The sequence below is a fragment of the Marinarcus sediminis (SeqCode) genome (assembly GCF_048571275.1).
GTDB lineage: Bacteria > Campylobacterota > Campylobacteria > Campylobacterales > Arcobacteraceae > Marinarcus > Marinarcus sediminis.
In genome coordinates this window covers 2,417,784-2,434,829 of sequence record NZ_CP182357.1, presented here as the reverse complement: position 1 = coordinate 2,434,829, position 17,046 = coordinate 2,417,784, and the positions used below count along the sequence as shown (strand labels likewise).

The 17,046-nt window shown below is 35.5% G+C and carries 10 protein-coding genes; 5 read left to right on the top strand and 5 right to left on the bottom strand.

Annotation, left to right across the window (positions count from 1 at the left end; genetic code table 11):
- Positions 1-3: 3 nt before the first annotated feature.
- From ACNI3C_RS12095 to ACNI3C_RS12075, 5 genes are read right to left on the bottom strand one after another with little or no spacing between them, the layout of a single operon-like run.
- On the bottom strand, positions 4-2,151 hold the full coding sequence (locus ACNI3C_RS12095) for an alpha/beta fold hydrolase (RefSeq protein ID WP_419770059.1): 2,148 nt from the start codon (positions 2,149-2,151) through the stop codon (positions 4-6).
- Positions 2,152-4,512: an acyl-CoA dehydrogenase gene (locus tag ACNI3C_RS12090; RefSeq protein ID WP_419770058.1), complete on the bottom strand. Its 2,361-nt coding sequence runs from the start codon at positions 4,510-4,512 to the stop codon at positions 2,152-2,154. It lies immediately after the preceding gene.
- Positions 4,500-6,623: a 3-hydroxyacyl-CoA dehydrogenase NAD-binding domain-containing protein gene (locus ACNI3C_RS12085; protein ID WP_419770057.1), complete on the bottom strand. Its 2,124-nt coding sequence runs from the start codon at positions 6,621-6,623 to the stop codon at positions 4,500-4,502. The genes ACNI3C_RS12090 and ACNI3C_RS12085 overlap by 13 nt, the downstream gene beginning before the upstream one ends.
- Positions 6,623-7,903 (bottom strand): thiolase family protein, encoded by a 1,281-nt coding sequence (locus tag ACNI3C_RS12080; RefSeq protein WP_419770056.1) that lies wholly within the window; start codon positions 7,901-7,903, stop codon positions 6,623-6,625. Before ACNI3C_RS12080 ends, ACNI3C_RS12085 begins: the two co-directional genes overlap by 1 nt.
- An 11-nt stretch (positions 7,904-7,914) precedes the next feature.
- Complete coding sequence (locus ACNI3C_RS12075) at positions 7,915-9,645, bottom strand: AMP-dependent synthetase/ligase (protein WP_419770055.1); 1,731 nt, start codon at positions 9,643-9,645, stop codon at positions 7,915-7,917.
- Between the two features lie 122 nt (positions 9,646-9,767).
- On the opposite strand from ACNI3C_RS12075, the gene fumC reads away from it, so the two are divergent.
- The 5 genes from fumC to ACNI3C_RS12050 all read left to right on the top strand — a co-directional run bounded on the left by fumC (position 9,768) and on the right by ACNI3C_RS12050 (position 16,820).
- Positions 9,768-11,165, top strand: coding sequence for a class II fumarate hydratase (gene fumC / locus ACNI3C_RS12070; protein WP_419770054.1), 1,398 nt, complete (start codon positions 9,768-9,770; stop codon positions 11,163-11,165).
- Between the two features lie 151 nt (positions 11,166-11,316).
- Positions 11,317-13,890 carry a bifunctional aconitate hydratase 2/2-methylisocitrate dehydratase gene (locus ACNI3C_RS12065; RefSeq protein WP_419770053.1) on the top strand — a complete coding sequence of 858 codons (2,574 nt, stop codon included), beginning with the start codon at positions 11,317-11,319 and terminating at the stop codon, positions 13,888-13,890.
- Positions 13,891-14,001: 111 nt separating this feature from the next.
- On the top strand, positions 14,002-14,592 hold the full coding sequence (locus tag ACNI3C_RS12060) for a TetR/AcrR family transcriptional regulator (RefSeq protein WP_419770052.1): 591 nt from the start codon (positions 14,002-14,004) through the stop codon (positions 14,590-14,592).
- Positions 14,582-15,478, top strand: coding sequence for an NADH-quinone oxidoreductase subunit B family protein (locus tag ACNI3C_RS12055; RefSeq protein ID WP_419770051.1), 897 nt, complete (start codon positions 14,582-14,584; stop codon positions 15,476-15,478). The genes ACNI3C_RS12060 and ACNI3C_RS12055 overlap by 11 nt, the downstream gene beginning before the upstream one ends.
- Entirely contained in the window at positions 15,465-16,820 is a 1,356-nt protein-coding gene (locus tag ACNI3C_RS12050) for a nickel-dependent hydrogenase large subunit (RefSeq protein WP_419770050.1), read from the top strand. Before ACNI3C_RS12055 ends, ACNI3C_RS12050 begins: the two co-directional genes overlap by 14 nt.
- Positions 16,821-17,046: the final 226 nt, after the last annotated feature.

Sequence of the window (17,046 nt, the reverse complement as noted above, 5' to 3'; positions counted from 1 at the left end):
CTGTTATTTTAAGCTGACTGACTTTACAAACTCAATAATTTCATCAAAAACAACTTTTGAATTTGAACCTCGAATCATCACATGATTATGAAAATCAAAGAATTGAAGCTTTTTATTTTTTGAACTGATCTCTTCAAAAATCTCATTTGCACTTTTAGGGTTTACCACAGGATCATTTGATGCTTGAAATACCGCAACTGGAAGAGTAATTGTTTTTAATATTTTGGAGGTCTCTTGCATGAGAGCATGTAACTCATTGATGGATTTTATATAATGTTTGCTGTAGTTAATTAAAGGATACTCTGCATTATTGGGTATAAACTCTTTTTGATACGCATTGGCATTAAACGCACTGACTAAATCATTCCAAAAATTAATGGCAGGAACAACTGCTTTGATACGAATATCATTGAGTTTGAGCGCGGCATTGATACAGATGATGCCTTTGAGTTTCTTCGTCTGTTTTTTTTGACTCAAAAGTGCCAACAATCCTCCCGTTGAAAAGCCTACAATATAGACTTCATCATACATCAGTGTTGCAATGATAATGGCTCTGGAAAGAGATTCATACCATTGATTCCAATGACGTTCTTTTAAATCTTCAGGAGTAGTACCATGACCTCTTAATCGTGGGGCATAAACGTTAAACCCTTTTTTATTTAAATATGTTGCCATTTCATGCACTTCCATTGGTGCAGAGCAAAAACCATGCAAAGCAATAATGCCTATGTTGGATTTTTCTGTCTGTATAAAATAAGGCTCACCCACCTCTTTGGGTTTGATATCTTCATCCTTTGCCCAGTGCAAATAGTCTTGCAAATACTCATCTTTTTCTTGATTAATCAAGTGAATTAAGAGCATGGCATCAATGTCTTTTTTAGGCAGTTGGCAATATTGCTCTACCATTTTTACGACATCTTCTATAATAAGAACTTCATTTAAAAAGACTTTTAAAATATTTTTTAATCGAATGGTGTCGTGGGTATATCCCTCAAGCAGATTCTCTTTACTGATGACATAGTTTTTATCTGTTTCTGCAATAATGGCATCTTTGGTTGCAATTTTCAAGACATCTTCAAAAGGAGCATACTCTTCAAATGAGATGAGATGAATAAAGTTTTTTTCAATCTCCTCATCGTATTGTAAGGTGCTGTTTTTGATTTTATGTGCAATCAAATAAAGCAGTCGTTTGAAGTGTTGTTTATTGATAAAATCATTGGGATAAAAGTGTAAAATGGCCACAAAAAGGTGGTCAAATCGAATGGTGAGATTTTCATAAATGGTTTTCATAAAATCGTGCGTGAGTTTATATCGAAAGGCATTAATAATAATCTCGTGGTCAATATCACTGTGGTGTTTTTTGTTTAAATCTTGCAAATGAAAATTCTGTGTAATCTCTTTGGTACTTATGGGTTTTAATATGTGTATGATGATTTTTGAGTGCAAAACAATGTTGCTTTCAATTTCAATTTCTTCTTTGAAATGTTCACTCATATCTGAAAAAATCTTTTCACTGATATCGGTTAAAAAATTTTTTCCCGTTCTAAGAGGAGAGTAACTGATATTAATGGGAATTAAAACAGTTTCATCTTTGGTAACGGTTTCATTGTCTGTCATTAAGTATTGTGTGTTAAAGCTCTTTTTATCTGTAATTCTATTGGCAATATAGTCTTCTCGTAACAGTTGTGATGAAAGAGCAAAAAAAGCCGCTCCTGTGAAAACTTTTTCAGTTTTCCCATTGACAGTAACACAATAATGGTTCTCTTCTTTGATGATTTTTTTGCCCTTAACCATTTGTCCTTCTGGGAAAATCATCCAATCTTTGGTTCCTTGTAAAATATCACTTAAAATAATATTGTTTCGATTGGGGGTTGATTTTGGTAAAGCGCCAAAATCTTTTAAAATATTTCCAAAATATTTAAAGATGGAGTCATCGGCAATGACTCCTACCTTTCTTTTTGTGAGGTTATATAAAGCATAAGGCACAATGAGTGCTTCAATACGAGTAAAGTGGTTGGCGACAAAAATTTTGGGTTTATCCAAAGGGAGGTTTTCTGTCCCTTTGATTTCTATGTTGGTTGAGAGAATCTTCTCTATGAGTTTTAAAACATATCCCCCCGAGTCAATTAAAAGTGTATTATCCTCACTCATCTATTTTTGTCCTTTATAAACCTTTGCATCAAAGGCATCAACTCGGATGACCTCTTGTTGAGCTTCATGGGCTTTTAAAAGCAGTGTTGACTCTTTTTTTGTAATCAGAGATTGACTCAATGCCTCTTCAATCATTAAAGGAAGAGTCTGTTTTTTAATCAAACCTGATTTTTCTGCTTGTTTGATTTTGAGTCTTATATTCTGCGTTTGATGACTCAATTTTACCGCATTGTCCAATTGAAATAGGGCATCATTCTCATTTTTTGGCATAAATATTCCATCACAAAGCTGGTTTAAAATTTTTTCATTTTTTAAAGAATCGACAATCTTTTTGTTTAACGCATCTGCTGGTTTCAGTGAAAAAGGGTTGATTTTAATCAAAGGAAGAATAGCCTTAAACACAGGCATATTTCTTAAAATCTGCTCTTTGGCTTCTTGAATTTGATTAAAGCCATATTCACACACATAACGAACCAAATCTTTATGCTCTTTGGTGGGGTTATTATCAAACTCTCTTAAAGTGGCAGTAATAAGATAACACCAAGAGAGAATATCACCAAAGCGTGCACTGATATTCTCTTTTTTCTTGATATTGGCACCAAAAATTGCCAGTGAGAGGTTGCTTAAAAAGGTAAAATCACTGCTGACCCAAACAAGTTTTTGTTTGTATCGTTTGAAATTTCCTTGCGTTTGGGCAATATAACCTCGTGTAAAGTAGTAAGCAACGGTTTTCCCCAATGCATGTGTTACCAAACCAATGTGTGAAAAAAGAAGTGCATCAAATGTTTTAGTGTCCCCTTTTTCTAAGGCTTTTACTTGTTGATATAAATAGGGGTGGCACTTAATTAAGCCTTGCCCAAACTGCATGAGGTTTCGAGTTAAAATATTTGCACCCTCAACTGTAATAGAAATTGGCAGTGCAAAATAGGCGTGCGCTAAAAGATTTTTTTCACCTCGAATAATGGCTGCTCCTCCTAAAATATCCATGGTGTCATTGATGACTTCTCTGAATTTTTCCGTGGCATGATACTTCATGATTGAATTGACTACTGCGGGTCGTACACCATTGTCAATGGCATCAAGCGTATAGTTTCGTGCTGCATTTTGTAAATAGGTAAACGCTGCTACTTTGGCAATTTTTTCTTCAATTCCTTCAAAGTTTCCAATGGCTAAACCAAATTGTTCTCGTAAATTGGTGTATGAACTGACTGTTTTAAGGGCAAGTTTACTTCCCCCTAAACTGACACTTGGCAATGAAATGCCTCGACCAATGGAGAGCGATTCTACCAACATTTGCCAACCATGCCCAATGCCTTCTTTTTCACCAATAATATCACTCAATGAAATGATGACATCTTTGCCGTATAGAGGTGAATTGACAAATGGAATTCCCAATGGATCATGCCGTTTTGAATTATCTACCCCTTCGAGTTTTGAGTTAACAAGTGCAAAGGTAATACCCAAATCTTCCTCTTCTCCTAAAAGGTGTTCAGGGTCATTCAGTTGAAATGCCAAACCAATGAGTGTGGCAATATTTCCTAAGGTGATGTATCGTTTTTCAAAGTTAAGTTTGATTTTTATTTCATCGTTTTCATCTTTAAACAAAACTCCATTGGAGGTAATCGATGTGGCATCACTTCCCGCATTGGGTTCAGTAAGAGCAAAACATGGTACCTCTTTCCCAATGGCAAGTTTTTTTAAATAGAGATCTTTTTGCAATTGGGTTCCATGTTTGAGTATCAATTCTGCCGGGCCAAGTGAATTGGGAACCATAACCGTAATGGCTAAAACTTGAGAGCGTGAAACGAGTTTTTCAATCACTTTTGAGTGTGCAGTTGCACTGAAGCCCAAACCATCATACTCTTTAGGAATAATCATTCCAAAGAATTTTTTTTCTTTGATAAATTTCCAAACAGGAAGGGGCAAATCTCTTTTTTGAAAAATTTCCCAATCGGTTGTCATGTTACATAAGGTTTCAACTTCATTGTCTAAAAAGGCTTGTTCCTCTTTGGTAAGTTTGGTAATGGGTTCATTTTTGATTTGATTAAAATCCACTTGGGCTTTAAAGAAGTTTGACTCTACCCACGTTGTACCCGCTTGCAATGCGGCTTCTTCCGTAGCAGATATTTTTGGAAGCAACCCTTTTTTCTTGATAAAATCAACAATGGCTTGAGAGACAAATTTTTCGCGGATGGCTTTATTTAAAAATAAAATGGCTGAACCAAAAAAAAGAATGGCAAAAATAATGCCTGCATTAAAAAAGAAATATGCGTAGATACCAATAAAACCAAACCATGCAATAAGTGGTGCACTGTAAAATCCTAAAACGGTTAAAAAAATCAGAAATACTAATGTTTCCATAATGCTTCTCCTGTGTAAAATGTTTTTTTGTTTTTTTGAAGCGTGTATAAAAGTTCGCTCACGTTAAATCGTTTACCTAGACTTTTTTCAAACTCTTCGAGTTTTTTGATGACATAATCAAGCCCTATGGAGTCTGCATAGCGTAGCAATCCTCCTCTGAAAGCAGGGAAACCTGTTCCTGCAACCATGGCATAATCTAAGTAAGAGGCCTTTTCAATGATGCCTTCTTCTAAACATCTTGAGGCTTCATTGATCATGATAAAAATCGTTCGGTCAATAATGTCTTGGGTAGTAACGATTTTTGTGCTGCTGATATGTTTTTCAACGGCTCTGTTGACTTTTATCTCCCCTTTTTTAGAGTGAATGTAAAACCCTTTTCCACTCTTTTTCCCTAAAAGTTTTAAGTCAGTGTGCACTTTTTTAAGAATAGGGCAAATTTCCATTCGGCTGCCATAGGATTGTTCTAAAATTTCGGCAACTTTATATCCCACATCAATCCCAACTACATCTGCTAACATAAATGCACCCATAGGCATTCCAAACTCTTTTAAAGTGTTATCTACTTTTAAAACTCCTGTGCCCGTTCCTAAAATAAATCCCGCTTCATTAATATAAGGAAGCAAAATACGATTGACTAAAAATCCTGCACAATCGTGTACTAAAACAGGGGTTTTGCCACAACGTTTAAGAAACTCAAAGGTGGTTTCAATGGTTTTTTGTGATGTGTTGGTTGTGGGAATAACTTCAACTAATGGCATTTTATGTACGGGGTTAAAAAAGTGTACCCCTAAAAAGTTGTTTTTGTTTTTAACCCCTTGACTTAAACTCTCAATGGAAATGGAAGATGTATTGGTGGCAATAATGGCATCCTTTGAGAGGTTCTCTTCTAAAGCAGCATAGGTTTTGATTTTCTCCTCTTTGTTTTCAATGATGGCTTCAAGTGCAAAATCAATGAGTTTAAATCCTTTAAATTCATCGGTGTAGCTGAGTTTATTGAGTTTAAACGCCACCTCTTTTTTGCTCATTTTTTTACTTTTAACAAAGTAGTCATAAAGTTTTGAGACCGAACGCAAGATATTCTCTACTTGGTCAAGTTTTCTGAGTTTTATACGCACGTCATTGGTATATTTACTGAACAACCAAATGATTTCTTTTCCCATGACACCACTACCAATAACAGCTGTTTCAGATATTTTACTTTTTAAATTGGTATTGCTATACTCTTTTTTTAAACTTTCTGTAGTAAAAAACAGTGAAATTAAGTTTTTAGATTCAGGTGTAATGGCCAAATCACTGAAGGTTTGAGCTTCAATTTTAATGCCTTCTTTGTGCGGAAGTTTAAAGGTATGATGTATCACATCAAGTGCAGCATACGGACCAAAATATTTTGGGTGAACTTTTTTTTGCAAATTTTCTAACGCTTTTTTAAAAACAAACTCACGGGTAAAATTAAAATACTCAATCCATCGGATAGGTTTTTTGACTTTAATGGTATTGTTTTGTATTTTTTTAATAAATTCATTTAATCGATAAGGTGTATACCCTTGTGCAAAAAATTCGGTTACCAATCCCATTCTGTAGGCTTTTTGTGCATTGAGTGTTTTTGCACTTAAAATCATATCCAACGCATTGAGTAAGCCAACGAGTTTAGGCAATCGTTGTGTTCCTCCAAAACCAGGAAAAAATCCAAGTTTGATTTCGGGAAAAGCCAGTTGGGTTTTTTCATTGGTGGTTGCAAGTCTGTAGGTACAACTTAAAGCCAACTCTAAACCTCCCCCCATGCACGCTCCATTAATGAGTGCAATAGAGGGGAAAGGAAGTTCTTCTAAACTTAAAAATATTTCATTGACTTTGAGTAAATAGGTGTAAATTTCATCTCTGTTTTGCATGGGATATATCTCTTGTAAGTTTGCCCCTGCAATAAAGATGTTCTCTTTGGCACTGCTTATGACAAGTACTTTGATGGCTTTATCTGTTTTAATGCTGTTCAGAATGGTTTCAAATTGTTCCAAAACAGATTTTGAAAGTGTATTGGCATTGGACTCTTTCATATCAAAAATTAAATTTGCAATACCGTTTTCTATGGTCAGTTTTAAATCTTGTGTTTGCATTAGTTTGCCTCCAATAAAAATGATGCACCTTGCCCACCACCTACACAAAGTGTGGCTAAGCCAGTTTGTAGTTTTCTTCTTTTTAACTCTTTTAATGCCCCTAAAATAATTCGAGCACCACTCATTCCAACGGGATGTCCTAATGCAATGGCCCCACCATTGACATTTAAAATATCTTCATTGATTTCACCCAAGGCATTGCTATTAAAATGTTTTTTTGCAAAAGTTTTTGAATCAAAGGCTCTGATATTGGCAATGACTTGCGCAGCAAAGGCTTCGTTTATTTCAATTAAATCAATATCTTTGAGAGTGATTTTTGTTTTATCAAAAAGTTTTTTAGTGGCATAAATGGGTCCTAATCCCATTTTATGTGCTTCAAGTCCAGCGTATGCAAAATTTTTGATGTATCCCAAAGGTGTAATGCCTAACTCTTTGGCATGAGATTCACTGCAAAGGGCTAACATGCACGCCCCATCAGAAATTTGAGACGAATTTCCTGCTGTAACTGTGCCATTTTCTTTATCAAAGAAGGGTTTGAGTTTTCCAAGGGCTTCAAGGCTTTGATCAAATCTCACACCATCGTCATCATAAATGATTGAGTCATTGCCAGTAATTATGGGGTAAATTTCATTTTTATAGATGCCTCTTTCAATGGCATTTTGGGCTTTTAAATGAGAGTTCAGTGCAAACTCATCTTGCTCTTGACGGCTGATTAAAAAATCGTTGGCAAGAATTTCTGCTGTTAAACCCATGATTTGACCACTGATAGGATCAGTGAGTCCTGAAATCAGACCAATAACGGGCTTTAAAAAGTCGGGTCGAAAGTTTTTTAAAGCGGCTATTTTTTCAAAAATATTTTTTTTATGAGAGAGGCTAATCATTAAATTTCGCAAGTTATCGCTGTATAAAATAGGAATATTACTCATAGATTCCACGCCACCAACCAAATAGAGTTTCCCTTCATTCGCATGAATACTTGACATGGCAGAACTGACGGCTTGCATTCCTGACGCACAATTTCTGTGTACGGTATAAGCAGGAGTAGAGACGGGGAAACCAGCTCTTGATGCCAACACTTTTGCCATATTTGCAGCATTGGCAGGCTGGGCAACGTTGCCAATAATGACTTCATCATACTCTTTATATGGAATTCCAATTTGAAGCACCAACTCTTTGGCAATAATTGAACCTAAAGTATCAGCTTCGATGTTTTTTAATCTCCCATAAGCTTTGGCGACAGGACTTCTAAGCCCTCTGATAACGGCTATTCTTTCATTCATGATTTTATCCTTTAATACATACTCTTAATTAAATCACTGTATTTTTTTTCAATTTCATTTCGTCTTATTTTCATAGAGGGGGTTAACTCCCCTGTATCAATTGAAATAGCATTGGTTACGATTTTATATTTAATGACTCTTTCCCATTTGTTCAGTTCCTTATTGGCGTTTTCAATGTCATTTTGAATGGCATTTTTTATTTCATCTTGGGCATAAAACTCTTCAACATTTAGGTTCTGTGTAGACTCTTTGGCAAGTTCCAAATCTACAAAGAGCAAGGCAGTGACATATTGTCGGTTATTGGCAATGACCACCGCAAAATCAATGTAGTGTGATTTGGTGATGGCTTGCTCAACGGCAATGGCACTGACATACTCTCCTGTAGAGGTTTTTAGAAGCTCTTTTTTTCTGCTTTTAATGGTGATATACCCCTCGTCATCAATCAAAGCCAAATCTCCTGTGTGAAGCCATCCTTCTATGTCGATGGTTTCATTCGTAAGTTCTTGTTGGTTACGATATCCTCTCATAATACCAGGACTTTTTGCCAGCAGTTCACCATCAGAAGCCAATTTTACAGTGATACTTTTCAAGACTTTTCCACTTGTACCTACTTTGTTGTTGTGAGGATAATTGACACAAATTACAGGCGAGGATTCTGTTAACCCATACCCTTGGTACAAAGGCAAACCAATATTGACAAAAAAGTTGTATAAATCTCTGTCCAAACTTGCTCCTCCTGTAACCAAAATTCTTAACGCTCCACCAAAACTTTTGAGGAATTTCGTGTAAACGAGTTTTTGATAAACAAAGTCCAAAAAGTTGTATTCATTTTGGTTTTTATACAGTGCTCTTTTCATGGCTTGAGTGGCTAAAAAATGTTTGAACCATTGTGTCTCATCTACTCTTGCTTGCATCTTGGCATAAATTTTTTCTAACAATCGAGGCACAACGGTCATAATCGTTGGCTGAACTTTTTGCATCAACACTGCCACATTGGAAACGTCATCAACAAAATAGACACTCACTGAGCAACTCAGGTAAAAACTCATTACCGCTCGTTCAAAAATATGAGCAAGGGGAAGAAGAGAGAGGGCTCGGTCTTTTTCATTGATGGCATAAAATTCATTGATATCATGCAGTTGTGAAATGATATTTTTTTGCGTTAATTCAACCCCTTTTGGCATGCCTGTGTTTCCACTGGTGTAAACCACACTGAACAAATCATCTTCACTGAGTTGATTTTCAAAGAGTTCATCGATTTTAGAAGGAGTCTCTTTTTGGATCTGTTCACCTCTTTTATAAAGAGCATTTACCGTAATAAATTTTTTATTATTGGCTTTGATATTGCACCCAATGATGGTGATTTCATCATCAATTTCATATTGGTACTCTTCGTGATCGGTGAAGATGTACTCTATGTTTGAATCTTTAATTTCAAAATCAAGATTTTTTTGTGAAATATCAGCAAAGATAGGAACGCTGACCGCATGTATGAGTTGCAGAGCAAAATCAAAAATGAGCCAACAAGGAGAAGATTTGGCAAAAATAGCCACACTTTGATTCTTTTTAATGCCATACTCTTTTAGTGCCAAAGCAAGAGATAAGACTCTGTTTTCAAACTCTTTGGTGCTTATTGAGATATACTCATTTTTGTGTAAATAGTTTAAAAAAGTGGGATTATTTGTTCCATTAACAATATGCGTGAAAAGTTCACTGTATGTTTTAAAGGCATAATTGTTCATTTTTCATCCTTAATGATATCAGTATTATTATATCACGAATACGTGAAAATATAAAAGTAATTTTTTTGTACGCTTTTTTATTGTAATATATGGAACTGAAATTTACTTTTAAGGAGTTATCCATGAAAGATAGAATTGAAAAAGATACCATGGGTGAAATGAGAGTTCCTGATGATAAACTCTGGGCGGCACAAACGCAAAGAAGTTTTGAAAACTTTGCCATTGGAATTGAAAAAATGCCTCAAGAGTTGATTACGGCATTTGCTTATTTAAAGTACTCTTGTGCTGTAACAAATAATAAACTTCAAAAACTCAATGACAAAAAAACCTTCGCTATTACGCTTGCTTGTGAAGAGATTATTGCGGGGAAACATCAAGAACAATTTCCTCTGTCTGTTTGGCAAACAGGCAGCGGTACACAAACGAATATGAACTTAAATGAAGTGATATCGTCTCTTGCGACACAAAGTTTAAATGAAGATTTTAGAACCAACCGTGTCATTCATCCCAATGATGACGTTAATATGTCTCAAAGCTCCAATGATACCTTTCCCACTGCCATGAGAATTGCTTTTATATTGCAACTGCAAAAAGAGCTTTTACCTGCAATTAATAAGTTTAAAGAAGTTTTGGAAGATAAAGTAAAAGTCTTCAGTGAGATTGTAAAAATAGGACGAACCCATCTGCAAGATGCTACGCCTTTAACCTTAGGTCAAGAGTTCAGTGCGTATGTGGATATGATGAGTAAAGCCTTAAATCAAATTGCTGATGCCATAAAATATCTTCAAGAATTGGCCATTGGCGGAACGGCTGTGGGGACAGGTTTGAACTCTCATCCCGCTTTTAGTTCTATGGTGTGTGCCACGTTAAATGAAATTACAGGTACCTATTTCCCTTTTAAATCGCATCCCAATAAATTTCATGCACTGACCTCTCATGATGGAGAAGTTTTTTTAAGTGGAGCACTCAATGCTTTGGCCGCTAATATGATGAAAATAGCCAATGATATCAGATGGTTGGGCAGTGGTCCACGATGTGGAATAGGGGAGTTGACATTGCCCGCGAATGAACCTGGCAGTTCTATTATGCCAGGTAAAATAAATCCCACGCAAGCAGAAGCTGTAACAATGGTAGCTCTTCAAGTCATGGGAAATCATACCACTATTGGCATGGCTGCGAGTCAAGGTAATTTTGAACTGAATGTATTTAAACCCGTGATTGCGTATAATTTATTGCAAAGCATTACGCTTTTAAGTGATGTGATTCACTCTTTTAGTAACAATTGCGTGGTGGGCATTAAAGCGAATGAAACTAAGATAAAAGAGTATGTGAACGACTCCTTAATGTTAGTAACGGCACTCAATCCTCATATTGGGTATGAAAAGGCAGCCCAAATAGCCAAAGAAGCGTACAAAAATTGTACAACACTCAAAGAAGAAGCACAGAAATTGGGCATTTTATCTTATGAAGAGTTTGATAAACTTGTACAACCCAGCAATATGACCATGCCTAAAGGATAATCACTTTGGGCATTTTATACCCTTTGTATTTTCATTTGTGTAACAAATTTAAACAATAAAAAAAACTTGTACAAAAATTACAATAATTGTACATACTTAAATTGACCAATATGTTATACTGCTTAGACTTAAAATACACAGGAGATAATATATGAGTTTAATCGCTGATTATAAAGCACATACACAAGAAAGACTTAATGAAGGTGGTCTTCCTCCATTAGCATTGACAGCTGAACAAACTGCACAATTGGTAGAAGTTTTAAAAGCAAATACACAAGATGCAGATTATGCTGTAAATTTATTTAAAAACAACGTCAACCCAGGTGTTGATGACGCGGCTTATGTAAAAGCAGCATTTTTAAATGATATTGTTCAAGGTAAAGTTTCTTGTTCAGTGATTTCTAAAATTGAAGCAATTGAAATTTTAGGAACAATGATGGGTGGATTTAACGTAACGCCACTTGTAGATGCACTTAAAATTCCTGAAGTTGCAGACGCTGCTGCAAAAGAGTTAAAAAATACAATTTTAGTTTATGATGCATTTAACGATGTAAAAGATTTAATGGATGCAGGAAATGCAAAAGCGAAAGAAATCATTGAATCTTGGGCAAATGCTGAGTGGTTTACAAATAAACCCGCTTTAGAAGAAGAAATGACATTAACTGTATATAAAATTCCTGGTGAAACCAATACAGATGATTTATCTCCTGCAACGGTTGCATTTACACGAGCAGATATCCCTTTACACGCAACGGCAATGTTACAATCAAGAATGGAAAAACCATTAGAGATGATGGCTTCTTTAAAAGAAAAAGGGTACCCATTAGCATACGTTGGTGATGTTGTTGGAACTGGATCTTCTAGAAAATCAGGAATTAACTCTGTTCAATGGCACATGGGAAGAGACATTCCAGGTGTTCCAAATAAAAGAACAGGTGGGGTTGTCATTGGTTCTATCATTGCACCAATTTTCTTTAATACAGCAGAAGATTCAGGTTGTTTACCAATCGAAGCTCCTGTTGATAACTTAGAAACAGGTGATGTTATTACCATTAAACCATACGCTGGACAAATTTTAAAAAATGGAGCAGTGGTTTCTGAATTTAATTTAGCTCCAAACACATTAACCGATGAAATGAGAGCAGGTGGAAGAATTCCATTGATTATTGGAAAAGGTTTAACTGCAAAAGCCAGAGCGGTTTTAGGTTTAGCTGCATCGGATAAATTTGTGACTGCATCTCAACCAGCTGCAAGCACAACTGGATTTACACAAGCACAAAAAATGGTAGGAAGAGCATGTGGTATTGAAGGGGTAAAACCAGGTATGTATGTTGAGCCAATTTGTACAACTGTTGGATCACAAGATACAACTGGGCCTATGACAAGAGATGAAATCAAAGAACTGGCTGCATTATCTTTTGGTGCAGATATGGTGATGCAATCATTTTGTCATACAGCTGCTTACCCAAAACCAGCAGACATTAACTTACAACACACACTGCCAGAGTTCATTACTTCAAGAGGTGGTGTTACCTTAAGACCAGGTGATGGTGTTATTCACTCTTGGTTAAACAGACTTTGTTTACCAGATACAGTAGGTACGGGTGGAGATTCTCATACAAGATTCCCAATTGGTATCTCATTTCCAGCTGGTTCTGGTCTGGTTGCATTTGCAGGAGTTACTGGTATGATGCCTTTAACCATGCCTGAATCTGTACATGTTAAATTTACGGGTGAATTACAACCTGGAATTACTCTAAGAGATTTAGTTAATGCTATTCCATTACAAGCCATTAAAGATGGTTTATTAACGGTTCCTAAGAAAAACAAAAAGAATATCTTTGCAGGTAAAGTCATTGAAATTTCTGGTTTACCAAAACTAAAAGTTGAGCAAGCATTTGAATTATCAGATGCAGCAGCAGAGAGATCAGCAGCAGCGTGTTCTGTTCAATTGGATAAAGAACCTATTATTGAGTACCTATCTTCTAACATTGCATTAATTGAAAAAATGATTGAAGAGGGTTACCAAGATGCCAGAACTTTACAAAGAAGAGCAGATAAAATGAAAGAGTGGATTAAAAATCCAGAATTAATCACTCCCGATGCAGATGCCCAATATGCAGCAACAATTACCATTGATTTAAATCAAATTACGGAACCAATTTTAGCTTGTCCAAACGATCCAGATGATGTTGATACGCTTTCAAACATCTTAGCTGATCCAAACAGACCAACTGAAAAAATCGATGAAGTATTTGTTGGATCTTGTATGACAAATATTGGATTATTCAGAGCGTTAGGTGAAGTGCTTAAAGGTGAAGGTGTAGTGCCTGCTAAATTGTGGATTGCCCCACCAACTAAAATGGATGAAAAACAGTTAACTGAAGAGGGATACTATGCTGTATTTGGAGCAGCAGGTGCACGAATGGAAATTCCAGGATGTTCATTGTGTATGGGTAACCAAGCCAATGTTGGTCAAGGGGCAGTAGTATTTAGTACATCTACAAGAAACTTTGATAACAGACTTGGAAAAGACTCTAAAGTCTATTTAGGTTCTGCAGAAGTAGCAGCATTAGCAGCACTTTTAGGAAGATTACCTTCTAAAGAAGAGTACATGGAAATGGTTCCTAAAAAAATTACAGCTGATAAAAGAGCAAGTATTTATAAATATTTAAACTTCCACACTGTTTCTGCTGATGAATTAACCAATTTAGTTCACTCTTAATCGTTACACATAAGCCCAAAGATTTGGGCTTATGACTTTTCTCTTACCTTTTTAATCTCTATTAATTTTATTTACAATATAATGTCTCTAATTTAAAAAAAGGTCATAATTTTGTCACCAAAACAGACTAAAAAAACAAATATCATAGAACATGCATTAAAACTTTTTGCCAAAAAAGGTTTTTATAACACCACTATACCCGATATTGCCAAAGCCATGAAAATGAGTGTGGGCAATATGTATAACTATTTTACTTCAAAAGAAGAGTTAGCAAAGTGTGCCATTAAATATTCAACCAATGTGATGGCAGAAGATTTACGCAGTGTCAATAATATGGATATCTCTTCAAAAGAGAAAATTTTTGAATTCACACGAAGATATTTTACCAAAGTGAAAAAATCACCTGAAATCATTGAATATTTTTTACGTGTCTATTTGTCAAATCGTGAAGTGTTTCAACAAGGGTGTGAAGGCTTTTTGTGTGTGGGTGAATTTGTGACCGAAGTGATGATTTTACTCGAAGAGGGTGCTGCAAAAAAAGAGTTCAGAGATCAAGATTTTTTTGCTGCTTTTGGAATGTTTATGGGCAGTTTGGGTGGTTTTGCTTTTTTAAGCGGTGAAAAAGTTCTCGAAAAAGATTTGTTGGAATACAGTGATTTAATTGCAGAGAATATTTACAGAGCCTTAAAGTATGAGGACTAAACCTAAAGTTGTCTGGATTCAAGCACTTACGTGCAATGGGAATACGCAATCTTTTCTCAGTGCAAACTCTACGCGATTTCAACACTTTTTAAATGCGTTTGAGTTGGTCTATCATCCCAGTTTAACATCGAATGTTTCCTTGCTTGATATTTTACAATCCCATAACCAATACGATTTTTTATTGGTTGAGGGGGCTATTACTGGCAATACTCAATTCTTTTCTCTCTCTGATTTCTCTTCGATTCACGTTTTGCAAAAACTCATTAAACGATCTCATTATGTCATTGCTGTAGGCAGTTGTGCCTCTTATGGGGGTATTCATGCAAAATTTGAAGTGAACGATGATATTAAAGGGGTAAATCAATCATTAGGAGATGCGTTTCCAAAATCAAAACACGCGGTTATTAATCTTACTGGTTGTCCTGTGCATCCAGAGTGGATTTTCCAAACACTGTTTATTTTAAAATCACAAGGGAAAATTCAACTGGACGATAAAAATAGACCTGTGGAACTCTATTCCAATTTGGCACATCATGGCTGTACAAGAAATGAGTATTTTGAGTGGAAAGTAGAAAGCCATAACTTTGGATTAAAAGAGGGGTGTCTGTTTTACAATCAAGGTTGCCGTGGACCCATGACACACAGCAGTTGCAATAAAATTTTGTGGAACGATGTCAGTTCTAAAACGCGTGTGGGAATGCCTTGTATTGGTTGTACCGAGTTTGATTTTCCCCGAGACAATATGTTTGATACCAAAAAAAATATTGGTATACCCGCTGAAGTTCCTATTGGAATCAGTAAGCGTGCGTATCTCTCTATTACAGGTATTGCAAAAACGTTTAAAATTGAACGATTAAATGGAAAACTCATAGATGAAAACAGTTAATATTATTGAGAGAATTGAAGGGGAAGCCAAACTCAATCTTTTTTGGAAAAATGAGGTGGTTTCTGAGGCGTATATTGAGTTTTTAAATTTTCGTGGCTTTGAATACATGCTTGAGGGCAAAGCTCCTATGGATGCTTTGGTTTATACTCCAAGAATGTGTGGCATTTGTGGACAAGCACATCTTTTGGCCACGGTTAATGCATTAGAAGATATCTATAAAAATGCCAATATTCCACTTCAAATTACCCCCAAAGCAAAAGCGTTAAGAGAGTTGGGCTTAATCATAGAGATCATTCAAAGTCATATTAAATGGTTTTATTTTTTTATCATGCCCGACATCAATAAGAATTCACTTAACCCCCATAGCCAGTTTAACCCTTTGGTAGGTGCACAGTGGTTAAAAGCGCAAAAAGCAACCAGTGAAATTATCAAAGCGTTGGCCATTTATGCAGGACAATGGCCTCATACCTCGTATATGATTCCAGGAGGAGTGGTCAGTGATCCGACGTTAATGGATATGACGTTTATTGAAAACTATATTGATCAAACCATTGCTTTTTTTGAAGAGGAGATGGTGGGAACAGAGCTTAATACCTATTTGTCATTTAACAGTGTTAATGATTTTGGAAATATCTCTAAAGATGTTGATCTTTTTCTTAAAATGGCAAAAGAACAACGCCTTGAAAGCATAGGAAAATCGTACAATAAGTTTATTGTCATTTCCGATGCATTGGGTTTTACACAAGGGAAAATCAAACTTAAAAATGTCAGTAAAATCGATTTACTCAAAATTGAAGAGTTCACTGATTTTACTTTTGATATTAAAAGTGAAAAACAGAAAAAAGAGAAGTACAGTTGGTCTAAAAGTGTTCAATATGAGAATGATTTTTATGAAACTGGTCCACTTTCACGTGCTTTGGTTTCAAACAATAAATTTATACGCTCAGTTTATAAAGAGTATGAAGACAGTGTATTGACACGTGTTTTATCCCGAATAGATGAAATTGCAGTTTTGTTAAATCAAGCAAAAGAGATTCTTCACACAATCGATATTTCACAACCTTCATTTATTCAGCCTTTAATGGATTTAAAAGAGTTTGAACTTGGATTTGGAAGGGGAAGTGTTGAAGCAACCCGAGGTTCTTTAAAACATGAAATCAATATCGAAAATGGGTTGATTAAAAAATATGATGTTATCACTCCAACTGTTTGGAATTTAGGCCCTGGAAATGGCACCTCTCCTGGTGTTGCACAAAAAGCAATTATTGGCTCTAAATCACTTCAAGAAGCGATTGTTATTTTACGCAGTTTTGATGTCTGCTCCGTGTGTACAACGCATTAAATCCAATTTTTTTGAGTAAAAAAGGAACATTGAGTTTTTTTTTATAAATTCTTAAAAAATCACTGAACCTAATGATATATAATATACAAAATAAATTCTGAATATGAATAAATTTTTATACAATAACCGTGCAATCGTATTTTTATAATTTTTTTGATTAATTTCCAAAATTTAGGTAAACTTCATGGTTATAATATCGTTAAATGAATGCTACGTTAATGCTATG